The 25,305-nt window shown below is 57.0% G+C and carries 22 protein-coding genes; 16 read left to right on the forward strand and 6 right to left on the reverse strand.

Going from position 1 to position 25,305, the window contains the following annotated elements; all coding sequences use genetic code 11:
- Together E6C55_RS21600 and E6C55_RS21605 are read right to left on the reverse strand one after the other, a co-directional pair.
- The coding region (locus E6C55_RS21600) for a site-specific integrase (protein WP_168735796.1) at positions 1-295 on the reverse strand (295 nt) is incomplete at its 3' end.
- Between the two features lie 205 nt (positions 296-500).
- On the reverse strand, positions 501-1,370 hold the full coding sequence (locus tag E6C55_RS21605; RefSeq protein ID WP_136371903.1) for an AraC family transcriptional regulator: 870 nt from the start codon (positions 1,368-1,370) through the stop codon (positions 501-503).
- 129 nt (positions 1,371-1,499) lie between these two features.
- On the opposite strand from E6C55_RS21605, the gene E6C55_RS21610 reads away from it, so the two are divergent.
- The 3 genes from E6C55_RS21610 to E6C55_RS21620 all read left to right on the forward strand — a co-directional run bounded on the left by E6C55_RS21610 (position 1,500) and on the right by E6C55_RS21620 (position 4,991).
- Positions 1,500-2,570: a Gfo/Idh/MocA family protein gene (locus E6C55_RS21610; RefSeq protein WP_136371904.1), complete on the forward strand. Its 1,071-nt coding sequence runs from the start codon at positions 1,500-1,502 to the stop codon at positions 2,568-2,570.
- Between the two features lie 292 nt (positions 2,571-2,862).
- Entirely contained in the window at positions 2,863-3,825 is a 963-nt protein-coding gene (locus E6C55_RS21615) for a sugar phosphate isomerase/epimerase family protein (protein WP_136371905.1), read from the forward strand.
- A gap of 26 nt (positions 3,826-3,851) precedes the next feature.
- Positions 3,852-4,991, forward strand: a complete 1,140-nt coding sequence (locus E6C55_RS21620) for a Gfo/Idh/MocA family protein (RefSeq protein ID WP_136371964.1) — start codon at positions 3,852-3,854, stop codon at positions 4,989-4,991.
- Between the two features lie 1,058 nt (positions 4,992-6,049).
- On the opposite strand, the gene E6C55_RS21625 is transcribed toward E6C55_RS21620, so the two are convergent.
- The 3 genes from E6C55_RS21625 to E6C55_RS21635 all read right to left on the reverse strand — a co-directional run bounded on the left by E6C55_RS21625 (position 6,050) and on the right by E6C55_RS21635 (position 9,606).
- Positions 6,050-6,994: an iron-hydroxamate ABC transporter substrate-binding protein gene (locus tag E6C55_RS21625; RefSeq protein WP_136371906.1), complete on the reverse strand. Its 945-nt coding sequence runs from the start codon at positions 6,992-6,994 to the stop codon at positions 6,050-6,052.
- A gap of 133 nt (positions 6,995-7,127) precedes the next feature.
- On the reverse strand, positions 7,128-8,792 hold the full coding sequence (locus E6C55_RS21630; RefSeq protein ID WP_230986801.1) for a helix-turn-helix domain-containing protein: 1,665 nt from the start codon (positions 8,790-8,792) through the stop codon (positions 7,128-7,130).
- Entirely contained in the window at positions 8,779-9,606 is an 828-nt protein-coding gene (locus tag E6C55_RS21635; protein ID WP_136371907.1) for a helix-turn-helix domain-containing protein, read from the reverse strand. Before E6C55_RS21635 ends, E6C55_RS21630 begins: the two co-directional genes overlap by 14 nt.
- Before the next feature lie 119 nt (positions 9,607-9,725).
- Here E6C55_RS21635 and E6C55_RS21640 point away from each other — a divergent pair, with 119 nt between their 5' ends.
- The 11 genes from E6C55_RS21640 to E6C55_RS21690 all read left to right on the forward strand — a co-directional run bounded on the left by E6C55_RS21640 (position 9,726) and on the right by E6C55_RS21690 (position 22,197).
- A complete protein-coding gene (locus tag E6C55_RS21640) occupies positions 9,726-10,535 on the forward strand; it encodes a phytanoyl-CoA dioxygenase family protein (protein WP_136371908.1) in 810 nt (269 codons plus the stop codon).
- Entirely contained in the window at positions 10,504-11,436 is a 933-nt protein-coding gene (locus E6C55_RS21645) for a sugar phosphate isomerase/epimerase family protein (RefSeq protein WP_330999648.1), read from the forward strand. Before E6C55_RS21640 ends, E6C55_RS21645 begins: the two co-directional genes overlap by 32 nt.
- 252 nt (positions 11,437-11,688) lie before the next feature.
- Entirely contained in the window at positions 11,689-12,540 is an 852-nt protein-coding gene (locus E6C55_RS21650; RefSeq protein WP_136371909.1) for an aldose 1-epimerase, read from the forward strand.
- 2 nt (positions 12,541-12,542) lie between these two features.
- Complete coding sequence (locus tag E6C55_RS21655; RefSeq protein ID WP_136371910.1) at positions 12,543-13,970, forward strand: glycoside hydrolase family protein; 1,428 nt, start codon at positions 12,543-12,545, stop codon at positions 13,968-13,970.
- 26 nt (positions 13,971-13,996) lie between these two features.
- A complete protein-coding gene (locus E6C55_RS21660) occupies positions 13,997-14,956 on the forward strand; it encodes an ABC transporter permease (RefSeq protein WP_230986802.1) in 960 nt (319 codons plus the stop codon).
- Positions 14,957-14,971: 15 nt separating this feature from the next.
- The gene (locus tag E6C55_RS21665) at positions 14,972-15,844 is read left to right on the forward strand and encodes a carbohydrate ABC transporter permease (RefSeq protein WP_211093626.1); all 873 of its coding nucleotides are present in this window, start codon (positions 14,972-14,974) and stop codon (positions 15,842-15,844) included.
- Between the two features lie 57 nt (positions 15,845-15,901).
- Positions 15,902-17,431, forward strand: a complete 1,530-nt coding sequence (locus E6C55_RS21670; protein WP_136371911.1) for an extracellular solute-binding protein — start codon at positions 15,902-15,904, stop codon at positions 17,429-17,431.
- A 37-nt stretch (positions 17,432-17,468) separates the two neighbouring features.
- Positions 17,469-18,221: an SDR family NAD(P)-dependent oxidoreductase gene (locus E6C55_RS21675; RefSeq protein ID WP_136371912.1), complete on the forward strand. Its 753-nt coding sequence runs from the start codon at positions 17,469-17,471 to the stop codon at positions 18,219-18,221.
- Between the two features lie 27 nt (positions 18,222-18,248).
- Entirely contained in the window at positions 18,249-19,409 is a 1,161-nt protein-coding gene (gene dgoD / locus E6C55_RS21680; protein WP_136371913.1) for a galactonate dehydratase, read from the forward strand.
- A gap of 11 nt (positions 19,410-19,420) precedes the next feature.
- Positions 19,421-21,508 carry a DUF6259 domain-containing protein gene (locus tag E6C55_RS21685; protein ID WP_136371914.1) on the forward strand — a complete coding sequence of 696 codons (2,088 nt, stop codon included), beginning with the start codon at positions 19,421-19,423 and terminating at the stop codon, positions 21,506-21,508.
- 35 nt (positions 21,509-21,543) lie between these two features.
- Complete coding sequence (locus E6C55_RS21690) at positions 21,544-22,197, forward strand: GntR family transcriptional regulator (RefSeq protein WP_168735797.1); 654 nt, start codon at positions 21,544-21,546, stop codon at positions 22,195-22,197.
- Positions 22,198-22,271: 74 nt separating this feature from the next.
- Here the strand turns inward: E6C55_RS21690 and E6C55_RS21695 are convergent, their stop codons facing one another.
- On the reverse strand, positions 22,272-22,676 hold the full coding sequence (locus tag E6C55_RS21695; protein ID WP_136371916.1) for a cupredoxin domain-containing protein: 405 nt from the start codon (positions 22,674-22,676) through the stop codon (positions 22,272-22,274).
- A 241-nt stretch (positions 22,677-22,917) separates the two neighbouring features.
- Between E6C55_RS21695 and E6C55_RS21700 the strand changes: the two genes are divergently transcribed.
- Together E6C55_RS21700 and E6C55_RS21705 are read left to right on the forward strand one after the other, a co-directional pair.
- Positions 22,918-24,144 (forward strand): methyl-accepting chemotaxis protein, encoded by a 1,227-nt coding sequence (locus E6C55_RS21700; protein ID WP_136371917.1) that lies wholly within the window; start codon positions 22,918-22,920, stop codon positions 24,142-24,144.
- Between the two features lie 229 nt (positions 24,145-24,373).
- Positions 24,374-25,288 (forward strand): phosphate ABC transporter substrate-binding protein, encoded by a 915-nt coding sequence (locus E6C55_RS21705; protein WP_136371969.1) that lies wholly within the window; start codon positions 24,374-24,376, stop codon positions 25,286-25,288.
- Positions 25,289-25,305 lie beyond the last annotated feature (17 nt).

Genomic DNA, 25,305 nt, shown 5'->3' on the forward strand with positions numbered 1-25,305 from the left:
GATTCTTCATCCGGGGCACTTGGAGGTAGTTAAGAGGCCGATCCAGGGTGACCGCAAACAGAAAGCGAATCGCAGCGCTATGGAGATTGATCGTTTTCGTCGCAAACTTCTTCTCTTGAATCAAATACAGTAAAAAGTGGCGAATATCGTTCCCTCCGAGTTGTTCGACAGGACGATGGCAATACGCTAGAAAGGCACGTGCACACCGCATGTAACTTTGCTGAGTGTGTAGCGCAAACCCTCGGAGCAGAAGATCTTCTTGCAGTTTGGATACAATTTGTTCATGATGGGACATAGGGACATCTCCTTCAACTGGATTCGCAGTGGGCTGCTATCTAGTTTAAGAGATGTCCTTTCTAAACACATCGCATGTCCCATCACAAATGGAATGTTTCGTTTACGCTGAGCGTTTGAGCTCTTACCACCGCGACAGCGGTTTAGTCCAAAATCGGATCGGATCGGGTGCCGCGCTCAGCCTGGGCCTCGCTGGCCGAAGGAACTTATTCCCTGCCCCAGGCGAGCATCTTCTTCTGGAATTCCTTGGGCGAGCATTGGTTAAACCGCTTGAACATCTTGTAGAAGTGAGCCATATTCGGCATGCCGGTCATCTCGCCCACCTCGCTGATGCTCATGTCCCTCGTCAGGAGGAGCTGCTCCGCGCGTTTTATTTTGCGAAAATTAACATATTCCGTGAAGGATAATCCCATGTTCTTCTTGAAAAACTTAACGAAGTAGTAGTAGCTCATGTTGGCAAGCCGGCACGCGTCCTCCACGCTGACCCGGTCGCCGATGCTGTCTTCGACGTAATCGAGCACCGGCTTCAGGCGAATCCGCTCGACCCGGTCCTGATTGGCGAGAAGCCCCTGCGTGTCGCTGCGGATCAGAACGAGCAGAATCTTCTTGATCAGCAGGTTGACGGCCAGCTCGTAGCCGCTGTCCTTGCGGAGCGTCTCCTGATGGATCTCCTCGATGCAGCGGGCGACTTCGCGCCGGGCGGAAGGGTTCTCGCGGAAAATGTAGTTCATCGTGGTGAGCGGAACTTTGGTCTCGTTGAAGTATTGAAGGTAAGGAATGGTGCTCTGGTCGAAGAAGGTCTGAAGGTCGAACTGCAAGACGGTGTATTGGACCTTCTCCTCGTGGCTGCGGTCGCGATGAAGCTGGGAGCTTCCGATGATGACGACTTCCCCCGAGCTGAGCGTGTGAACCTCCCCGGCCGCCTCGACATCCATCCGGCCATTCTGGATGAGCAGCAGCTCGCATTCGGGATGGTGGTGCCATTCGTATTGGATATGGGGCTGCCTCATCACTTGCCAAACCTTGATCGAGAGGAGCGGATTCTCGTAATAGATCTTTTCCTGCTTGGCCTGCATGTCGAAGGATGCCCCCTAATGACAAAATAGCATAACGCCGTCCCATCATAGGCAATGGGAATCCGCCGAAAAATCGCTATACTTGAATTGTAGAAGAGATCAAGCAACCTTGCAAGGAGGACAAGATAAGTGAGCGAAGTTTATGTCGGCATGATCGGCTGCGGCGGAATTGCTTATGGCAAGCATTTTCCATCGCTCGCCAAAATTCCGGAAGTGCGGCTGAAGGCGTTCTTCGACGTATCGGCGGAGCGGGCGCACGATGCCAAGGAGAAGTTCGGAGCTCCCGACGCCACGGTATATTCAAGCATCGACGATCTTCTGAACGATACGCGCATCCAAGTTGTACACGTGTGCACTCCGAACGATACGCATGCGGAGATCTCGATCAAGGCGATGGAAGCGGGCAAGCATGTGCTGTGCGAGAAGCCGATGGCGAAGACGTCGGAGGATGCGCGCCGGATGCTGGAGACGAGCGAGCGCACGGGCCGCAAGCTGAGCATCGCGTACCAGAACCGGTTCCGCGCCGACAGCCGCTGGCTGAAGGAAGCTTGCAGCAAGGGCGAATTGGGCGACATCTATCTGGCGAAGGCCCATGCCGTCCGCCGCCGCGGGGTTCCGACGTGGGGCGTGTTCCTCGACAAGGAGAAGCAAGGCGGAGGCCCACTGATCGATATCGGCACCCATGCGCTCGATCTGGCGCTGTGGATGATGGACAACTACGAGCCGAAGGTCGTTCTCGGCATGACCTATCAGAAGCTGGCCGAGCAGGGCAGCCCGGCCAACGCATGGGGCAACTGGGACCCGGCGAAGTTCACGGTCGAGGATTCCGCTTTCGCCATGATCACGATGAAGAACGGGGCGACGATCTGGCTCGAGTCGAGCTGGGCACTCAACACGCTCGATTACGACGAAGCGAAGGTGACGCTCAGCGGCACGAAGGCGGGCGCCGACATGAAGAACGGCCTTCGCGTCAACGGCGAGGAGCACGGCCATCTGTATACGAAGGAGATCGTTCTGGGCAACCAGTGGGATGCCGCCGCGCCGAACGACTCCGCCGAGCGCGAGGCGCGCGCGTGGATCGATTCCATCCTCAGCGACAAGGAACCGGTCGTCACGGCGAAGCAGGCGCTTGTTGTGCAGGAGATTCTGGAAGCGATCTACGAATCCTCGAGCAAGGGTCAGGCGATCTCGTTCGGCTGAGCAGGTCGGGAAGGCCGCAATAGGCAGGAAGGTCGAGGCGGAGCCTCGGACTGCTGCTTATTGCCCGGGCAATTCCGACGAGGGACGGTCGGCTTCCGGGACGATTGGGGCCGAGGGTCCCGTGACATCGCTTGCATCTCATAGTAAACTAGGCTTGTCTCTTGCCTGCGCGGGAAGGGAAGAACGGGACGCACCGGCGCCCCGTTCTTCCGCGCGATTCGGGCGGGGTATGCAGGCTGGAACAATCTGTGACGCAGTACCTATTATGTCGAGAGGTTGGGTGAACGTTAAAATGAAGCTTGGTATTTTCCTCGTCCTGTTCGGACAACAGAATCTGGAACAAGCCTTGGATACGGCGAAGAACGCCGGTATTCAGGCCGTCGAGCTGGGCACGGGAGGCTTCCCGGGCACCTCGCACGTCAATGCGGCCGCTATTCTGAACGATGAAGCCGAGATCGCGAGAGTGAAGAACGCGGTTGAATCGCGCGGCCTCACGATCAGCGCGCTAAGCTGCCACGGCAATCCGCTTCACCCCGATGTAAGCGCCGCCAAGAAGGACCACGACGACTTCGTCGCAACGGTGCTGCTGGCCGAGAAGCTCGGCGTCGACACGGTCATCACGTTCTCGGGCTGCCCGGGCGAATCCCCGAACTCCAAGTACCCTTCCTGGGTGACATGCCCATGGCCGCCGGACTTCCTGACGGTGCTCGAGTGGCAGTGGAACGAGATCGCCATTCCTTACTGGAAGGAACAATCCGAATTCTGCCGCAAGCACGGCGTCCGCGTGGCGATCGAATCGCACCCGGGCTTCCTCGTGTACAATACGGAGACGGCGCTTCGCCTGCGCCGCGAGGCGGGCGACAACATCGGCGTCAACTTCGACCCGTCCCACCTGTTCTGGCAGGGAATGGACCCGATCGAATGCGTCAAGGCGCTCGCCGACTCGATCTATCACGTCCATGCGAAGGACACGCAGATCGACGCTCGCAACACCGCTCTGAACGGAGTTCTCGATACGAAGCACTACGGCGACATTCTGAACCGCTCCTTCGTGTTCCGCACCGTCGGGTACGGGCATGATGACGAGTTCTGGAAGTCTCTGGTCAGCACGCTTCGCGTCGTCGGCTACGACGGCACGATCAGCATCGAGCACGAAGACGGCATCATGAGCGTGAACGAAGGCTTCACGAAGGCTGCCAACTTCCTGAACGGGCTCATTCTGAAGGAAAGCGCTGGTGAGATGTGGTGGGCATAAACCAAAATCAAACGATCAATGTCGGCATGGTCGGCTACAAGTTCATGGGCAAAGCCCACAGCAACGCATACAAGCAAGTCAACATGTTCTTCGATCCGGCTGCGAAGGTCGCCATGAAGGCGATCTGCGGCCGCGACGAGCAAGGCGTGAAGGCGGCGGCGGACAAGTTCGGCTGGGAAGGCTACGAGACGGACTGGCGCAAGCTCGTCGAGCGCGACGACATCGACTTCATCGACATCAACGCGCCGAGCGACGCGCACAAGGAGATTACGCTTGCGGCGATCGCGAAGGGCAAGCATGTGTTCTGCGAGAAGCCGCTTGCGCTGAACCTCGCGGATGCGCGCGAGATGCTGGCGGCGGCGGAGCAGGCCGGCGTGAAGCACGGCATCTGCTTCAACTACCGCTTCCTGCCTGCCGTGCAATTGGCGAAGAAGATTATCGACAGCGGCAAGCTGGGCGAGATCCATCACTATCGCGCGACGTACCTTCAGGATTGGCTCGTCGATCCGGAAGCTCCGCTCGCATGGCGCCTGAAGAAGGAAGTGGCGGGCTCCGGCGCGCACGGCGACATCAATGCGCACAGCATCGACCTCGCCCGCTTCCTGATCGGGGAATTCGACCGCGTCATCGGCCATAACCGCACGTTCGTCAAGGAGCGTCCGATCCTCGCTTCGTCCGAGGGCGGACTGGCCGGCCAGAAGGGCTCCGCCGAGAAGGGCGAGGTCACGGTGGACGACGCGACGGCGTTCCTGGCCGACTTCAAGAACGGCGCGATGGGCATGTTCGTCGCCAGCCGCTTCGCTACGGGCCGCAAGAACCACAACACGTTCGAGATCCACGGCAGCAAGGGAACGATCCGCTGGGATCTGGAGAGCCTCAACGAGCTGCAGGTGTACTTCCGCGAGGACGAGCCGGAGCTGGCAGGCTTCCGCCGCATCCTCGCGACCGAGCCGCAGCACAAGTACGCCGGCAACTGGTGGCCGGCCGGGCACATCATCGGCTACGAGCACGGCTTCGTCCACATCGTGTACGAATTCGTCCAGCACCTGGCAAGCGGCTCCCCGTTCGCTCCGACGTTCGCGGACGGCGTTCGCTGCCAGGAGGTTCTCGAGGCCGTCGACCTGTCGATCGAGCGCGGCACTTGGGTGAGTGTGGAAGAGGTTTAAGGATTAACAGAGGCAAGACGGCACCGGCGAGGGAACTCGCGGTGCCGTTTTTTTCTTGTGTTTCTGAACTTTGAATATCTCCAGTCGATGTTCTATAACATAGGTGGTCTGCGTTGCTATTACCTTTGACAGGACTGCCACACTTGCGACTGGAATGGGCAATTTGAACGAATGAATTTAACCTAGCAAGCTACAATCGCGCAGAACGGCGAACCGGAAACTCCTGACCCGCGGCCGGATCGAACGAATAAGCCTGAAATTTCGACTATATTTCGCGAGCTGCGGCCAGATCGAGCGAATAAGCCTGAAATTTCGATTACATTTCCCGGTCCACGGCCGATCGAGCGAATAAGCTTGAAATTTCGATTATATTTCGCGATCCGCGGCCGGATCGAGCGAATAAGCCTGAAATTTCGACTACATTTCGCGATCCGCGGCCGGATCGAGCGAATAAGCTTGAAATTTCGATTATATTTCGCGGTCCGCGGCAAGAACGGCCAGCTTCCAACTTCATCGTAGTAGAACCTCATACCACGCGTGAAGTATCGAAACAAGTATGCTCATGTGAAATTGAAGGGGCCGAATGGAAAAACCGCGATAGTACCCGTTCATGTATATCAATCATTACCTAATGGACATATCTTATGGCGGCTGATGCCCTAAGGTTGTATCTAGAGGGAATGAATGTTGAAGAGATACCTGTGCAGCCGGATATATTTGATGGGGGATTATTAGTTAACCAAGAACTAGTCTCCATACAAGTAGAGGTCTAAACTAAGCCACATGCGAGGGCAACGACCCCATCTCGTTCAGCGGAAAAAAGAACTGGAAGAGGCGGAAGCGGAAGTCAGGCGCGACCTCGGCTGCTCGGCTGCGAAGATTAGGCGACTTGTGATTGGCGGATGAGATTAAAAGAGCGCATGCCCTCCTTCAAACAGGAGAGTCATGTGCTCTTTTAATTTCGGGCAAGTCAGACATGAACGTTAGGTGGAGCGTCTTATGCCGGTTGATCTTGACCCGGCAACAGGATGCTCCAAGCCGTCAATGCCGCTTGATGCTTATCCGAGAAATTGTTCGACAAAAAACTGCATCTGATATTCCATGCTGATCGGATCGTTAAAGTAGAAGGCTTTGGCGTTCGCTTCGAACACATGGCCGTTCTGAACGGCCGGAAGACTCTTGTACGTCTCGGTATCCTGGAACGAATTGTCCTCGTCTTCGTCCTTGCTGAAGATGACGTAATCGCCCATGAAGTCCCCGAGAACTTCCGTCGACAAGGCTGCGTAGCCGTCCGACTTCGTTCCTTCCTCAACCTTCGGCGGCATCTTCAAGCCGAATTGCCCGTAGAGAATCTCGGTTCCGCGTCCGAAGTTGGCTCCGTAGACGTAGAGCTGCTTGTTGAACGTCTCGATGACCGATACCGTCGCGTCCGCGCCGATCTTCGCCCTGATCTCTTCGCCCGCTTGCTTGCTTCTGGCGTCGAAGTCCTCCACCCAGGCGCTGGCTTCCTTCTCCTTGTTGAGCAGCTTGCCGATCTCGATCTCCTGCTGCTTGAAGTCGACCTTGCCGTAAGTGTAAGCGACCGTCGGAGCGATCTTGCGCATCTTGTCCAGATTCTGGTTATCCACGTCCGCAATGATCAAGTCCGGCTGCAGCTCCATGATCTTCTCGGGGTTCTCGTCAGAGATCACTTCGGCATCCTTAAGCTGGTCGGCGAAGTTCGGGTTGTCCTTGGACATCTCGTCGACGCCGATGAGCGGAACGCCGAGAATCAAGACGTTGCCCGTCAGGAACCGGGTCAGAACGACGATGCGCTGCGGATGGGCCGGAACCTCGATCGGCCCCGTCTCGGATTGATAAACGACCGTATCCGCTCCGGAAGCGGACGACGGCGAGGCGGAAGCGGACGAAGAAGCGGATTGTCCGTTGTTGGCTTGATTGCTGCCGCAGGCGCCCAGCAGCAACATGGCGCTCATGGCGAGCGGAAGGAATGTTTTTCTCATGGCGTAACTCTCTCCCTTTTCTGCATCTCTGATAAGATTTTGACTATTATTTTGACTTTGAAAATCATTCTCACCAATTATAAAAAGGCACGGTCCGTTGAACCATGCCTTTTTGTTGGAAGTTGGCTTTGCACTATTGATTGCCGATATTCTCTCCTGTGAATAAGGCGACCGCCCGGCGAAGCTGAAGCCGGATCGACACCGGGTTGTACGGGACCCAGTCGTCCATCTCCAATTCGTGTACGCGACCGTTCTTCACGGCGGGAAGCTCCTTCCATTCGGCAGAGCCGAACACATTGCCGGAATGAGCGGTAGAACCTGCGGCATCGGGCCAAACGATCACCAGTATCCGATCTCCCGCATACAACGGAAGATCGGAGATTCGGATCGGAACAGAGTGGAACCGGTCCCCTCGCTCCTCCAACTCCTGCCGGATTCTCTCCGGGGGCGTCAAGCCCAACGAGTGGTAAATGATGCAGCCGACGTTGCGCCCGCCGTAGACCAGCAATTGCTCCGGCTTGATGACGAATATCGTCACCGCCTCCTTCGCAAGCTCACCCCGATGAACAAGTTCGCGCGCAACGCGTTCCTCTTCCGAGAATTCCTCCAGCCATTGCTCGGCTGCGTCGCTTCTCCTTAGCAGGCTTGCGATCAGGCGCAGATGCTCTCTCCAGCCCAGTTCCATCCACGAGATTCGCATGACCGGGGCGACAACTCGCAACTGCTCGGCACGAAGCCCCAGCTCTCGCAGATGCTCGTCCGCGGCGATAATGAGCTCGATTCCGTTCTGAACCAGCGCTGCGCGAATCTGCTCGATCTCGCTTCCGACGTTCACGAACTTCATCGATCGGGGAGGCTGGACATCCTCCGCGTTCACGTACTCGTTCGTCTCGGACAACAGAACGGTCGGCTCCACGCCGAGCAGCATCAGATGACTCGCGTACGGGGCAAGCAGGACGGCTATCCGCCCGATCGAGCCTCCGTTATAGCCGGAGGGAGACGCGCCTGTCTGCTGCTTAAAGCGCCGGCTCAGATAAAATTCGTCCTTATAGCCGACCTTCTGCGCGATCTCCCGAAGCGTTCCGGAGCCGCCAAGCAGCAGTTCCTTGGCTCGGTTAAGGCGCAGACGGGAGAGGTAGTCATTAGGCGAGAGTCCGGTCAGTTGCTTAAACAGGATCGAATAGTGCGACGGGCTGACCCCCGCCATCTCCGCCAGCAGGCCCCGGGTTATCCGCTCCGAAGAAGAACTCTCCAGATAAGCGAGGCTTCGCTCCATCGAGGGCTGCTCCCCCGGAGACGGCTTGGGCTCCCGCGCTTCCAGCAATTCGATCAGGATCTGGTGAAGCAGCAACTGATTCCGCAAGTGGCGGGCCTCGCTGTCCGCGAGCCGGTTCCGGAACAGTTCCTCCATTCTCGAGAGTATGGACGGCGCACTCTCCAGGAGGAAGATTTTCCCATTGGCGACGAATTCGCTCTCCCGGATCAAGGCGTACGGCGGCTCGGAGCGTTCGTGGATACCGATGGTCAGCTTATATACGTGGAGAGGCCGGTTCCGGCTCGCCGTCAAGGAGACGGGAAGGCTCCTCGGGAGCAGGAGCAGGCTCCCCGTCTTCAGCTCGAAGGATAAGTTCGCCGCTTGCAGCGAGCCTTCGCCGTCGGCGACTGCGATTACCGCGGGATTGCGGTCCATTAATTCTATAGCGGGCCGGCTTGAAGTCAGGTAGACGGATCGTATGCTATTGACGGAGTACAATGGGAACCGGGATTCCATCCATTCCGGAGCCTCATTCGTATTCAAGGGCCATGCCTCCAATATTACCCTTCCGGAATCCGCTGGGGGTCGTGCCGATCCAGCGGCGGAATTGATCGATAAAATGGTTGTAGTTGTGAAACCCGACATCGTACGCGACTTCCGAGGCGCTTCGATGGGTATGCTCCAGCAGCAGGGCGGCTTGGCGAATCCGCATCTGATTCAGATTGTCAATAATGGACAAGCCGGTCTGCTCCTTGACCAGATGGGACAATCGGGAGGCGGAGATTCCGATCGTCTTGGCCAGCCGGTCGACCTGAACCGGATTCCTCATATGAATGGACAAATAATGCAGCGCTTCCGCCACCCTCGAGTCCAGCTTGCGATTGCGCCGCTGCGACAGCAGGAGCAAGATTTCGCGAAGCGAGTTCACGCACAGCTCATGCCAGAATTCGTTGCGTTCTCTCGAGTCGGAGAGAATTCGGCGGAAGGCCTCATGCAGCCGCGAACGGGTCGAGCTGCTCTCGAACGGCTGCAGGAGCAGAGGCTCGATGGGCAGCAGCTGTTCCCCGACGGAACCGGAGGAGAAGTGCGCCCATACGAAGTTCCATGTGTCATCTTGGACCGTTCCGTACACATGGGGTGTCCCCGGTTTAAGCAGGACAAGGTCCCCTTCGGCGCATTCGATCGTACTGTGCGGCGTCTTGAAGTACCCCTTGCCGCTTAAGGTAAAGGCGATGAGCCAATCGTCCCTGCCGGAAGGGCGGTTGGTCGCATAAGTATCGTCTACTTGAAAATGTCCCGAAATTATGACTCCGTAGGATTTTCCGCTGTAGCCCGACGGTTCGACGTATTGCTCCATGGCAAGACCTCCTCCGAATTGATTATAGCAGAATAGCGTGACTCATAAGCAGGATAGATACTGCCTCGCTCCGAGGATTATAAATATACTTAGCGTAGGATCGATAAGGAGGAGATAACATGTCGTACTCGCTGAATTATTTAACCGAAGAGCAGAAGAGGCAGTTCGAGCAGGAGGGGTACCTCATCGTCAAAGGGTTATTCGATAAGCAGCAGATTCAGGAGATTGAAGACACCTTCGAGGCAATCGGCCGCAACCCGGTGCCGGGTCACTTCGAACCGGATTTGTCCGACGAATCGGGCGACCCTTTGAAGCGGTATCCGCGCGTCATGCACCCGCATCGCTTCAACGAGGCGGCCAAGAGATACATGCTGCACCCCCCGGTACTGGCTGTGTTGGAGGATCTGTACGAAGAGCCGCCGTTGGCCGCGCAGAGCATGTTCTATTACAAGCCTCCCGGCGCCAGAGGCCAGGCGCTTCACCAGGACAACTTCTACCTGAAGGTCGAGCCGGGGAACTGCATCGCCGCGTGGACGGCCGTCGATGCGGCCGACTTGGAGAACGGCAGCTTGATGGTCGTGCCGAAGACGCAGGACTACGATATCGTCTGCCCGGAATTGTCGGACGCGAAGGAGTCCTTCACCACGCATTACGTTAAACCGCCGAAGGAGCAGAAAGTGATGCCCGTATCGATGGACCCGGGAGACGTGCTCTTCTTCAACGGGAATCTGATTCACGGCTCCTATCGCAACAAGACGAAGGATCGGTTCCGCCGCTCGTTCATCTGCCACTACGCGAACGAGTCGGCCTCGCAGATCAGCCACTTCTACAGGCCGCTGTACCGGGCGGACGGGTCGGAGGTCGACTTGAAGGAGAATCCGGACGGAGGGCCTTGCGGTGTCGAATTCGAGAATGTTTATCCGCACTGATTCGGCGGCGGGGTCGCCAAGGCTTGACGTGCAGATGTCTTGGTGGGGAATGGAGGGCTTGGAGACAAGCGCGAAGGCGCGAACCGACGAGGAACGGGCGGCGCGGATTGCGGAAGCGGGCTTCGACGGGATCAACGGACCGCTCCCCCCACCGGAGGAAGCGGAGCGCTGGCGGCGTCTGCTGGAGCGCTACGGTTTATCGTTCAGCGTGAACGCGTACCCGAGGACGGCCGAGGACTTGGAGAGGTTTCTGACGCGGGTGCAGGAATACGGATCATACGGGGAATACGGGGAATACGGGGCTGTGCAGCATGTCAATGTCCAGGTCATGATGCCTTTTGTCATTGGGGAGCCCGCCGTTGATCTGCTGCGCGAGCTCGATCGGCTAGCCGGGGAACGAGGAATCCCGGTGTATATCGAGACCCACCGCGGAACGATTACGCAGGATCTGCTTCGCACTGTCGACTATGTGCAGAAGCTGGAATCCCTGCGATTGACTATCGACTTGTCGCATTACGTCGTTGCGGGCGAGATGCATACCGTATCGGAGGAAGCCGAGCGCTTGTTCGACAAGCTCCTTCGGCGAGCGTCCGCGTTCCATGCGAGAGTGTCGAACGGCGAACAGGTTCAGGTCGACGTCGGTCCCGGCGGCGAGCACCCGATGCTGCGAAACTTCGAACGCTGGTGGGGCGACGGAATGCGGCTGTGGCAGGCAAGCGCCGGCCCGGGAGACGTTTTGCCGTTCGTGGTCGAGCTCGGACCTCCGCCGTACGCGATTGCCTTGGACGAGCATGCGGGACGAACGGCCGAGCTCGGCGACCGTTGGCAGCAGTCGCTATTGTACCTGAGGACGGCCAGACGGCTGTGGGCGGAGGCGACGGAGGGAAGCGGCCGCCGATGAAGTCGTGGGGTCGGGGGTTGCCGGGTTTTATGCGAAAAAAATAGAAGACAGCGGCCGGATCAGCGACCCGAGGAGGCAAGCGGACGGTCGTATATGGAACGAAGCCCGAAACCCTGCGCGAGAGCAGGGTTTCGGGCTATTCGTATGCGCGCAGCTTCAAAAAGAAAGCGTTGACATGAATATAAAATTGTATATAATCATAAATATAATAATACAATATAGATTATTATATATTATCAAGGGGGATAGAGGATGCTGGACAATGGCTTGCATCTGGCCTCGGGACGCTGGAGAGCGACGGTTCTGCCCGGCTTCGGCGCCAATACCGTACGCCTTCGCTACATGGATCAAGATATCTTGCGTTATCCCGACCGGATGGAGCAGCTTAGGGGGAATCCGCACGTATACGGCATGCCGCTGCTCATTCCTCCCAATCGGGTGAAGGACGGTACGTTCGGCTTTGACGGCAGAACATACCGCCTGGAGATCAACGAGCCGAGGCATGCGAACCACATCCATGGCGGCATGGCGGACGCTCCGTTTACGATCGTACGGGCAAGCGGGAGAGAGGCGGTATGCGAGTATGAGAACCGCGGGGAGCGCTATCCGTTCCCCTTCCGGATGACGGTCTCGGCATCCGTGAACGACGATGGCTTCCGCCAGGAGATTGTCATCCTGAATACCGGCGACACCGACATGCCCGTTGTGCTGGGCATTCACACGACCTTCATCGAGCCGGACTCGTTCCGCGTGCCGATCGGACAGCGTTGGGAGACGAACGACAGGTACTTGCCAACCGGCCGGATGCTGGAGCTGACAGAGCGGGAGCGAGAATACCGCGAAGGCTGCCTTGCCGGCGGAGAGCCGATCTCCGGCTTCTACACGGCAAGCGGACAACGGGCGATCATCGGCGATTTCGGTTATTGGGCATCGGATCATTTTACGCAATGGGTGCTGTTCAACGGTGGGGGCGGCAAGGGATTCCTGTGCGTCGAGCCGCAAAGCGGGCCGGTTAACGGGCTGAACCGCACAGACGGTTATCTGCGATTACCAAGAGGGGAGAGCGCACGGTTCTGGACCGCCGTCTCCCGAGAAGGAGCATGATCATGGCCAAAGTACACATCGACACTTCGAAGACGATAAGAGAGCGGCAGCGCCTGGAGAGCTATCAGAACTCGACGCTGCGCTACACGCCGCCGGCCGACTTTCCGGAGTTCTGGGCGGAGAAGCATGGCCGTCCTCGCATCATGCGCTGTTGGGTGACGCTTGACGAGGTGTGGGACTACCGAACCGACGAATACTTCTGGAATTATCGGATCGGGGTTAACCGCTATCGGGACGACCCGCAGCATCACGAATACGATTGGGGCTCGACGGTGCCCTCCGAGGTGGACGTTCAGGATTATTTGTCCGCGCATAGCCGAACCAGCGATGAACTCCTGCTCAATCTGCGGAGATACGAGAAGGAGACCCAGCGGGGAATCGTCTCCCTGGACAAGTATGAGGAGGTCGTCGAGAAGGTCATTGAATATTACAAAAACCTGTACCCCAACATCCGCTACATCGAGCCGTGCAACGAGAGCGACTACGTCTGCTTCGGAGGCATCGATACGGCACATTATTACAAGCTGTACCAGCGTGCCTACAAGGCGGTCAGAAGGCTGAACGAGCGATACGGCTACGCGGTTCCGCTGGAGATCGGCGGCACGGCGATCAATGCCGTAATGGACCGTCCGCATCTGTGGCGAGAATTCCTGCAGCAATTAGCCAACGATCGCGACGAGAACCGTCAGATCAATTATTATTCCATGCACGATTACAATGGCCATCCGAGTCGGCTGAAAATATTTTACGAAATGCATCATGCGTGGATCAAGGAGCTCGGCTTGCCCGACCTGCCCATTTTTGTAGATGAATACGGTTTCACGCAGACGACGGGCGTCTGGACGGACAGCTTGAGGAACGCTTCCGGCGTGCTCTCGGCCATGATCCTGTCCACGCAGCTTCCCGGCATGCATATTTTCCCGTGGTGCACCTTCCATAATCCGTCCTATCAGATGTCGTTTACGCAGTACTTGCTGCTGGAGGACGGACAATATGCTTCCACGCCCAACGGGAATGCGATGCGCATGCTGAGCATGCTGAAGAAGAACGAGCTGGAGATGCAGGGCGAGCAGCAGCATCAGATCATGGCCACGGGCGACGAGACCGGCTATGCCCTGCTGGCGACGAATCCGACCGACAAGCCGCTGGCCGTCGATCTGATGCTGCGCCGGCTCCGCGACACCCAGGTGACGATAACGGAATATCGGGTCGATGCGCTGAACAACAACCGGCTTACCGGACCGGCCTGCACCGAGCTGGGGCTGACGAACCGCTGGAACGAGTGGGTGAAGGGACCCGAGCAGGGGGTCGACATTCGCCGAGTGCTGGAGCCCTACGGATTTACGCTGTGGCTGGTGGAGCCTTATAAGCTCGCGTCTCCGCTTCCGACCACTCACTCCTTGAGCCTGAGCGTCAACGGAGTCCAGTAACCGCATCGTTAAGAGGAGGAACCGGATTGAAGAATTCGACCGGAACACTGCGGCGAGGCAAGGAATCGGCCGTGCTGCAGCGACTTGCCGCCATCAGAAAGGACAAATTTCTCTATTTGATGGCTTTGCCGGGCATACTTTTTTTTCTCGTATTCCATTATGGGCCGATGTACGGCTTGATCGTCGCTTTTAAGGATTACAATATCTATCAAGGCATCTTCTCCAGCGAATGGGTTGGATTGGCCAACTTCCAGGAGCTGTTCGAGTCGTCGGGGTTCAAGAGGGCGCTGCTCAATACGGTCATCATCGGGTTCTATCAATTGCTCTTCGTCTTTCCCGCACCGATTATTTTGTCCATTCTGATCAATGAAGTGGTGCATACGCGCTTCAAGAAGTTTGTGCAAACCGTCGTTTATTTGCCGCACTTCGTGTCCTGGATCGTCATTGGCGGCATTCTGTACGCGATCTTGTCGCCGACGACCGGCATTGTCCAAGAAGTGGCCGATTGGTTCGGTCTTGGCGATTCCGTAATCAATCTGATGGGCAGCACCGAGTATTTCCGCAGTATTCTGATCGCCTCAAGCATCTGGAAGGAGGCCGGCTTCGGCACCATTCTGTACTTGGCGACGATCGTAACGATCGACCCTTCCTTGTACGAAGCGGCCAAGGTGGACGGAGCGAGCAAGCGGCGTCAGATCTGGCACATTACGCTGCCGGGGCTGCGCACGACGATCGTCATTCTGCTTATCTTCCATGTGGGCAACTTCCTTAATGTGGGACTGGAGCAGGTGTACGCGTTATACAACCCTGCCGTCTACGAGGTCGGAGAGATTCTGGATACTTACTTGTACAAGCTCGCGTTCGAGAGCGCGAAGTACGATCTGGCAACGGCTTCCGGGCTGTTCAAATCGTTGGTGGGCTTAACCCTTGTGCTGTTCACCAACTATGCGGCGAAGAAGATCGATCGGGACAGCGGCTTTATCTAAAGGGAGGACAACGGTGTGCAAAAACAACCAGTCAGATGGGGGCTCGGATTGCTTTACTTCTTCCTGGGACTGATCACGGTCGCGACCCTGTATCCGTTCTGGCACGTTCTGATGTATTCCATTAGCGATCCGAAGCGGGCGATGAGCGGGGGAATGTTCTTGCTGCCGCGAGGGTTGGCGTTCGATTCCTACAGCATGCTGTTCCGCAATTCCTTGATCTTCGACGCCTATTCCAATTCCTTGTTCCGGCTATTCGTGGGGACCTTGATTAACGTTGCGCTGACGGCAATGCTGGCCTATCCGTTATCCATCCGCAGATTCATCGGAAGGACGCCGATTACGCTGCTCATCTTCTTCACGATGCTGTTTAACGGCGGCATGATTCCGACCTACTTGCTGGTCAACGGCTTGGGACTCGTGGACACGCTGTGGGCGTTGATCGTCCCGTCCGCGATCAGCGCATGGAACTTCTTTATTATGAAAAATTACTTCCAGGGTCTTCCGCCGGAGCTGGAGGAATCGGCCAACATGGACGGCGCCTCGCCGCTGCGCACCTTGTTCGCGATCATTCTTCCGGTATCGATGCCGGTCATTGCGGCCATCGCGCTGTTCTACGGCGTGTGGCACTGGAACGCTTACTTTGACGCGGTGCTGTACTTGCATTCCCAGGATAAGCAGGTATTGACCCTGTTCCTGAGATCGATGATGAACTTCAGCGCCACCGAATCGACCCGCTCGATGAACGATTCGATGACGGTTGCCAACATCTCGGAGGAATCGGTCAAGATGGCGACCATCATAGCGACGATGCTCCCGATGCTGCTCATCTATCCGTTCCTGCAGAAGTACTTCGTCAAGGGGGTGCTTATCGGCTCCGTTAAAGGATAAGTCCGATTGGAAACGGCAAGTCAAATTCGTATTGAGACGATCGAGGAGGGTCCAGGTATGTTCAAGGGGAAGAAATCGGGAGTTGCGACTGGCGGTATTGCTGTCTTGTTGGTGCTGGCATTGGTGACGGCTGCTTGCAGCAAGAATGAATCGGCTTCGAATTCGGCTTCGAAGAATGGGAATTCCGGCGAGGCGGTCAAGGAAACTCCGGTCGTGACGGCCTTAATGAAGAAGGCGACCGACTTTCCGGAGGATAATGCGGTCATTCAGGAGATCCGCAATAAATCCGGCATCGATCTTAAGGTACAAACCGTGTCCTACGAGGATTACGAGAAAAGACTGAACACGCTGCTCGTCTCCAACGATGCGCCGGATATTTTCACCGTGAACGCCACGAAGATCAAGGAACTGATCGACAATAAAGCGATTCTTCCCTTGAATGAATTGCTGGAATCGGACGGCTCCAACATTACGGCGAACAGAGGAGACGATCTGAAGGGCAGCGCGTATGTCGACGGACAGATTTACGGAATTCCGGAGGGGTTCGCGGCAGGCAACTCCTTGGCGATTCGCAAGGACTGGCTGGACAAGCTGAATCTGCCGGTGCCGACTACGCTCGATGAGTACGAGGAAGTGCTGAAGGCGTTCGTCAATGACGACCCGGACGGCAACCACCAGAAGGACACGATCGGACTGGGGCTGTCCATCCAGGTTCCGGAATCCTGGGTGCACATCTTCGGCGCCTATAATGTTCCGATGGGCAGACAGGTGATGGCGGACGGCAAAGTAACGCCTTGGATGCTCGCTCCCGGCTACTTGGACGCGGTCAAGTATTTGAACAAGCTCTATCATGAAGGCCTGGTCGACACGGAGTTTATGACCATTCCGTCTCTGCAATCGTACCAGAAGCTATGGAACGGCAAGATCGGCGCCTATAACTTCAACGCGGACGGCATCACGCAGAACTGGCTCAGCCGTTACACGGAGAATCCGCAGCCGGAATTCGTCTATGCCCTCATCACAGGCCCGGACGGCCATGGCGGCTACCTCAATCCGAATCTGGCCAACAGTTCATCCTATACGGTCATCTCCAGCAAGTCGAAAAACCCCGAAGCGGCGATGCAGATGCTGAACTTCCTGGTCAGCGACGAAGGGGATAAGCTGACGTGGGCGGGCGTCGAAGGCATTCAATACGAATACAAAGACGGCAAGTTCCAGTGGATATCTCCTTACGAGGATGCGGTAAAGCTGCGCGATTCCGGCGGCTACGTCTATTCCGTGCTGCTGAACAAAAAAAACGGCATGAGGGAATCGCTGTTCAACGACGTGACCAAACAAGGCCGTCAGTTGGCCGCCGACAATCTGATCGAAGAGGTTACGCTGTTCTCGCTGCCGCAGGTTCAGATCGACAAGGGGACGATTCTGAACGATATGGAGAAAGAGTTCAGAACAAAAGCGATCATGGCATCCGGCGATATCGACCAGATGTACGAAAGCTTTAAGCAGAAATATTTGTCCGAAGGCGGCAACGAATGGATTGAGCAAGCTACGAAAATTTATGAGGAAGAGCAGGCGAGTCGAAAATAAGCGGCGCAATCCCGGCAGAGAGAGGAGAGGATCAACCGTGTTCGAGCTTAAAGGGAGAACGGCGCTGGTAACGGGCTCAAGCAAAGGCATTGGCCAAGGAATCGCCCTGGGATTGGCCAGGGCGGGCGCCGATATCGTCCTCAATTCGCACACCTCGGAGGATGACCCGCAAGCGACGATCCGCCAGATCGAAGCGTTGGGGAGGAAGGCGGTCTTCATTCAAGCGGACGTCGCTTCGGAGACGGAGGTTGCGCGCTTGTTCGAGCAGATCGATCGACAATGCGGCAGGCTGGATATTCTCGTTAACAACGCGGGAACGTCCCGATCGGAGTCGATCATGGACACGGAGCTGGACAATTGGCGGCACGTGCTGGATACGAATTTGACGAGCTGTTTTCTATGCTCGAAGCAAGCGATGGAGAGAATGGTTCGCGGTTCGTCCGGGCGGATCATTCAGATCAGTTCGGTCGTGGCGCATCAGGGAGCGGTGTTCGGGCATGTTCACTACGCGGCGACCAAGAGCGGAATGCTCGGCTTCACGAAGTCGCTTGCGCGCACTGCCGCGCCCCACGGCATCACCGTAAACGCCGTAGCTCCGGGCATTATTGATACGGAGCTGCTGCGCAACACCCATGGACAGTCCCGGCTGGACGAATTGTCCCGCAGCGTTCCGTTGGGCCTTGGAACGGTGGACGATGTTGCCGCCGCGGTCGTCTTTCTGGCCAGCGAGGAGGCGCGCTACTTGACGGGGACTACGATTGACGTCAACGGCGGGCTTTATTACAGATAGCAACCTACAGATGGCGAGGGGAACCAGGTGAAAATTACGGATGTGGAGATCTATACGGTTTTTTGCTATCGGACGAACTGGGTTTTTGTCAAGATTCTGACAGATGAAGGCATAAGCGGAGTAGGCGAGGCGACGCTGGAGTACAAAGAGCAAGCCGTGGCCGGCGCGATCGAGCATTTAAAGCAATATTTGATTGGGCAGGACCCGACTCGGATCGAGCTTCACTACCATCATATGTATCGCGACGCCTACTGGCGAGGCGGTCCGGTTCTTATGTCGGCGCTAAGCGCGGTCGAAGCCTGCCTATGGGACATTAACGGCAAGGCGCTCCAGGTTCCGGTGCACCGCTTGCTGGGCGGGAAGTATCACGAGAAGGTGAAGGTATATGCGAACGGCTGGTTCGCGGGCGCTTCCAGTCCAGAGCAATTCGCTTGCGCTGCGCAGAGAGCGGTGAAGCGGGGCTTCAAGGGACTGAAGTGGGACCCGTTCGGCAAGGCGTACATGAGCATCTCCAACGAGGAGTTGGAGAAGGCGCTGGCATGCATCGATGCCGTGCGTTCTGCCGTCGGACCGGATGTCGACTTGTTCATCGAAGGACACGGCAGATTCAATGTGCCTTCCGCGATCCGGATCGCGCGCGAGATCGAACCGTTCAAGCCGGTCTGGTTCGAGGAGCCGATTCCGCCGGACAATCTGGATGCGATGGCGCAGGTGAAGATGAAGTCCAACGTAGCGATTGCCGGGGGCGAGAGGCTTTACTCCCGCCATGCCTTCCGGGAAGCGCTGGAGAAGCGGGCGCTCGACTTTGTTCAACCGGATGTCAGCCATGCGGGCGGGCTGCTGGAATGCCGCAAGATCGCGTCCATGGCCGAGAGCTACTATATTCCGTTTGCCCCCCACAATCCGAGCGGACCAATCGCGAATGCGACGACGCTGCAGTTGGCTGCGTGCACGCCGAACTTCTTCTACTTGGAGATTATGGAGACGGACGTGACGTGGCGGCAACAGATAACCGACGAGCAACTGGTGTTCGAGGATGGCTACATGCATATCCCGGATCGTCCCGGACTGGGCATTGAGCTCAATACGGAAGAGGCGCGCAAGCATCCTTACATGCCTAAGGAGTTGAGGCATTATAACGGCGCTTTGACCGATATCCGTCCGCCGGAGACGTTACCCTACTTCTAGGAGGCAGCTTGATGCTATACGAATTGACGAATGACCATCTATCCGCGAGATTCGACGAACAAGGAAGGCTGACGGAGCTTGTCAACCGGAGGAGCGCTTGCGGCAACGTCATCTCTTCGCCCGCCGAAGGAAGCTTTAAGCTTGTATTCAAACGAGGGGACGATTGGGAAAATGCAGTGTGGGGCAGCGAGCAGTCCTATGAGGTTACCCGAAGGGGCAATCGTCTTGAATTCGCGGCCGGCAGCCTGAATGCTCGCGGTGCAGCGGCGGACATATCGATCAAGCTTACCGTCGAATTGCAGGAGGATCGGCTGATCTTCGGAGCGGAGATCGACAACCGCGAGGATGTGCTGATCACCGATCTCGAATATCCGAATATCGGTATTGTTCATTCGTTGTCCGGCGGCAAGCCCTCCTTGTACTGGCCGCAGCAATGCGGACAGAAAATTACGAATGTCGCCAAGCATCTGGCGGAGATGACGGAGACGCGGGAGCGGCATTCCAACAGGCTTCGCTTGAACTATCCCGGCGGTCATCCGTACGGCGGGAGCATGCAATGGATGGCGCTGGCCGACGGCGATCAAACGCTGTATCTGGCCGGTCACGACTCCGAGTTCTATACATCGGAACTGCTCGTCAGCGGAGGAAGACGTTGTGCCGACGGCGTCGTACTGACGCTGGAAAAAATGCCGTTCATAAAACAAGGGGAAGCTTGGACATCGCCGTCCTCCCTGCTTATGCTGTATACCGGAAGCTGGCACCGCGGCGCCCAGGAATATGCGGAGTGGTCGACAGCCTGGCGCTATGAAGCCAAGACGCCCGAGTGGGTTAAAGATATGCAAGGCTACTTTCTGGTCATCAACAAGCAGCAATTCGGCACAGAGATGTGGACATACGACGAGCTGCCGCACTTGTACGAGCTTGCGCAGGCGCACGGTTGCGACACGCTCGGCCTGTTCGGCTGGTACGACAGCGGCCATGACAACCAGTATCCGCATGTGGAGGCCAGTCCGTCTCTAGGAGGAGTAGCGGCACTTAAGTCGAATATTAGAAAGGTACAAGCTGCAGGAGGCAAGGTAACTCTGTATCAGCAGGGGCATCTGATCGATATCTCATCTGATTTCTACAAGAACGGCGGAGATCAGCTTGAATCGAGAAGCCGGTGGAATGCTCCCTACTTTGAATTTTATAACAAGTCGCATGACAGCTCGTTCTTGAACAGCTATACGAGCAAATCCTTCTCAATCTCCTGTCCGTCCTGTCCGGAATGGAGAGAACTGATGAAGGAGAAGACGGACTTCATTGCCGACTTCGGCGCGGACGGAGTGCTGTTCGATCAAATCGGCGGCATGCCGGCTTATCCGTGCTTTAACGAGGAGCACCCGCACGAGAAGGGCAAGCCTTCCTTGTCCATGTCCCAGGGCCGAATGAAGCTGCTCGAAGGCATACAGACCCGCACCAAGGAACGGGATCGGGAGTACGCGTTCTTCACCGAGCATGTGACGGATCTGTATTCCGGGTATGTGGATTGTCTGCACGGCATGGTTGCGGAACCCTTCCGGGCTTCCGGCCGCAGGGATACGGAGGCGAATGAGGAGCTCGTCGAATGCTTGAATTATCCGGAGCTGTTCCGGTATTGCTTCCCGGATACGATTGTGACGATCCGCAATCCGTACCCGTATATCGCGCCGCGCACGGCGAACTACGCGTTCGCCTTCGGGCTGCGCTACGAACTGGAGATTCGTTATGCGCAAGACCGGGAAGATCTTCTGGCCGATCGCTATGCGGATTATCGCGAGTACGCGAAGCGGGTGACGGAGCTTCGCGCCAAGTACTGGCATGTGTTGGGCCGCGGCAAGTTCCAGGACGGAGACGGCATCGCGAATCGCGCTCCGGGTATGATCGCCAAAGCCTATCGCAAGGACGGACTGCTGGCGGTTGCATTGTGGAACGATACATCCGGCTCTGTCGTGCCTGCGATTGAGGCGAACGGCTGCCGACTGGTCGAGGTATCCACGATCGAGGGAACCTTCCCTTCAATGCCGCATACGCTGGCTCCGCAGCAGATTGCTGTGGCATTGTATGAAGTTGAGGTATGACAGTCAGTTCTATTCGCTGGAAAAGAGGGATTTATGTGGTCAAAAGCGCTAAGGTTACCGCTTATGCCCAAGTCAAGGAATGGATCAAAGAAAGCATTCTCTCCGGAGAGATTCCTGCGGGCTCGCGCATTACCGTAGCGGAGATCATCGAGAAATACGGCGTCAGCCAGATGCCGGTGCGCGAGGCGTTCCAGATTCTCCAAGGCGAAGGGTTCATCGAGCTGCTTCCCCATCGGGGAGCGAGAGTGCTGTCCCTGACGCCGCAGTATCTGACCAACATCTACGAAATCCGGGGAGTCGTCGAAGGGCTGCTGGCCAAGCGGAGCATGCCGCATCTGACGATCTCCGGTCTCAATCGGTTGAAGGAGTTGAACCGTCAGATGGAGGGGATGGTGCAAGCGGGCATCGCCGCGGAGGAGTTGGTGAAGCTGGACAGGCAATTCCACGTTGCGATTTATGAGAACAGCAACAATCCGGAGGGCATGCTGATTTACGAGAAGTATGTCGGCTTGATCGGATCGTTGCGCAACAAGTACGGCTACAGCTCCGAACGTCTGGCCGATATGGTCAAGCAGCACTGGCTCATGATCGACGCTCTGCAGAACCAGGACGCCAATATGCTGGTGCAGATCGTTCAAGCTCATAGCGAGGGGGCAATGCTGGATCTGCTCAAAGCGATGGATAACTGAGCGGAATCAGGCATCCATAGGCGCACCGGAGTCGCGCGACTTCCGGTGCGCCCTCTTCGCGTTCGCCGGAACAATCAAGACACGGTGATCGACCCGACCATGTTGTCGTGGCCGGAGCCGCACTGGATCGAGCAATTGTATTCGTACGTTCCGGCCTTGTCGAGCGTGACCGTCGCGGTCTCGCCGTTCTTCAGGTTCACGTTCAGATCCGGAATGGCGAAGCCGTGGTTGCCGGCCGTATTGTTCAAGGTGATTGTCAGCGTATCTCCGACTTTAGCCTTAATCTCCTGCGGATCGAATTCGAAGTTCTTGGCGTTGACCGTGACCGTCACGGCTTCCCCGCCGCCGGTTGTTCCGGACGCCGTCGGCGAACCGGACGAATTGTTGCCTTTATTGTTGTTGCTGTTGCCGCACGCGCTTAAGGCGATCAAGGCGGCGATGACGACCAGAGCCATGAAGAGATAAGACTTCTTGTTCATCTGCTGATTCCTCCTGGCGGGGAGATCCCCCTCGATTTTCTTTCTATATCAACTTTACCTTGCCCCGAATAAGCCGAATCATTCATTCTTGGCGCCCCCTTCCGCGACAGTACGCAGCAGTATTCGAATCGACAAAAGTTTACACGCGAGGAACATTCCCGGAACCCTCCGTTGACATGCCTCTGGTAGCATCAATAGGCAGAAGCGCCTATTTAAGAGGCGACACGAGGGAGGACTGGCAATGACCCTTCTGATGGATAGACCGGCCGCCGCGACGAAGACGATGGAGTCCGGGCCGGGGGAAGCCCCGAAGAAGTTGGGCAAGCAGGCCGAAGTCGCATCCGGAGAAGCAATGCCAAGGACGGAGGAGCCGCAGATGTCCCCGATCAATCTTGGCGAATGGATTCGCTCCTGCCCCTTGATCAATCAGAATCAGACATGCAGCCAGGTGGATACGCTGTTCCGGGAACGCAGGGATCTCGAGTGCGCGGTTATCTGCGATTCGGTCGGCCGCCCGGTTGGACTCATGATGAAGCATAAATTTTTCCGGCTGCTTGGGGCCCGGTTCGGTCCGTCGCTGTTCGGGGAGAAGCCGATCTCCAAACTGATGGACGCGAGCCCGTTCAAGGCCGAGTTCGACGCGCTGCCGCAGAACCTGATCGACGGCGCGATGGCCAGAAGCGAAGAGACGCTGTACGATGCCGTCGTGATGACCCGTCAAGGCAAGGCGATCGGCATTCTGACCGTCAGCGATCTGCTTCAGTTGTCGAGGCTGCTCCAGCATGAGGCTTCCGAACGGCAGATCCGAACGGTGCGAAGGGCCGAGAAGATGATCTCAAGCATTCATGAAGCGGTCGCCAAAGTGTCGGAGACGTCCCTCCATACGAGAGAGAGCAGCGATCGGATTGCGGAGATGACGGAGCTCGGACGGGACGAGCTGAATCGGACGCTTGATCTGTTCCGGCACTGGAACGAGTCGGCGATCCGGCAGGAGAGTTCGGCTGCGAGCCTGGTGGACAAGGCGAACGAAGCGTCGGGAATTACGGAGTTGATCTCGGATCTGGCCGATCGCTGCAATCTGCTGGCGCTCAATTCCCAGATCGAGGCGGCGCGGGCCGGGGAGCACGGGAGAGGCTTCGCCGTTGTCGCCGCGGAGATCCGGGAGCTGGCGAATCAGACGAAGCAATCGATCGCGAGAATCAATCGCCAGCTCTCGAACATCGCCGAAGCGGCGGAGGCGACGGCGGCCGATGTCCGCGAAGGCCGTCAAGGCGCGGAAGAAGGCGTGCGCAGCGTCCGCAGCACGGAGGCGACGTTTAACCAGCTATGGACGATCAGCTCGGAGCACCGGGGCGATTCCGCCAGATTGACGGCCGCATCGACGGAAGCGAGCGAGATGTCGGAGCAGATCCGGCAGCAGATGGCGCGGCTTGCTTCGCAGCTTGCAGCATCCAATGGCGGCTTATAAGACGGGCTTGTCAGAGGAGCAGAAGCGGCCTGTTAACGATTGATTGTAAAAGAGTTTGATATTTTACATTGCCATAACAAAACGAAAACACGGCATTTACTTAAGGCAAGTAGAATCAGAAACGTAAACACGAGACAGCAACCTGTTGACATGTCGCACCGGCCGGAATCATTCGCAATTCCAAAAAAAATAGGTTGTCCAAATGAAAGGGGATTTCTTCGAAATGAAAATGAAAAAAACATTGCTCACGACGCTCGCTCTTGCCTTCGCGTTCTCGCTTGCCGCATGCGGCAACAACGACAACAACTCCAACGCGGGCTCCAATAACAGTTCTTCCGGCGCGGCCGTCAGCGGCCAAGTGATCGCCGTCGGTTCCTCCGCCCTTCAGCCTCTCGCTCAAGGCGTAGCCGACAAGTTCATGGCCGAAGATGCGTACAAGAACGTCTCCGTCACGGTTCAAGCCGGCGGCAGCGGAACGGGCCTCTCGCAAGTATCCGACGGACAAGCGGACATCGGCAACTCCGATATCTTCGCGGAAGAGAAGCTGGATGCCGACAAGTCGGCCGAGCTGATCGATCATAAGGTAGCTGTTGTCGCGATGGCTGCAGTCGTTCACAAGGATGTCGGCGTCGACAACCTGACGAAGCAGCAACTGGTTGATATTTTCACCGGCAAGGCAACGAACTGGAAGGATGTCGGCGGAGCGGATCAAGCGATCGTCATCGTCAACCGTCCGTCGAGCTCCGGTACGCGCGCTACGTTCGAAGCATTCGCTCTGGGAACGAAGACGGAAGACCTGCAAGGCTCCATTCAAGAAGATTCCTCCGGTACGGTTAAGAAGCTCGTCGCGGAAACTCCGGGAGCAATCGGCTACCTGGCGCTCTCCTACCTGGACGATTCCATCGTCGCCTTGAATTACGAAGGCGTTGAGCCGACGACCGACAACGTAACGACGAACGCCTATCCGGTATGGGCATACGAGCACATGTACACGAAGGGCGAGCCGAGCGCGGCGGCCAAGGCGTACCTCGACTACATCATGAGCGATGCCGTTCAGAACGGCGACGTTGTCGAGCAAGGCTTCGTGCCGGTCTCCTCGATGAAGGTTGACCGCGATGCGGAAGGCAACGTAACGAACAAGTAATTTAGGTTAGCAACCGA

This window comes from Cohnella fermenti (assembly GCF_004801405.1).
Lineage (GTDB): Bacteria > Bacillota > Bacilli > Paenibacillales > Paenibacillaceae > Cohnella > Cohnella fermenti.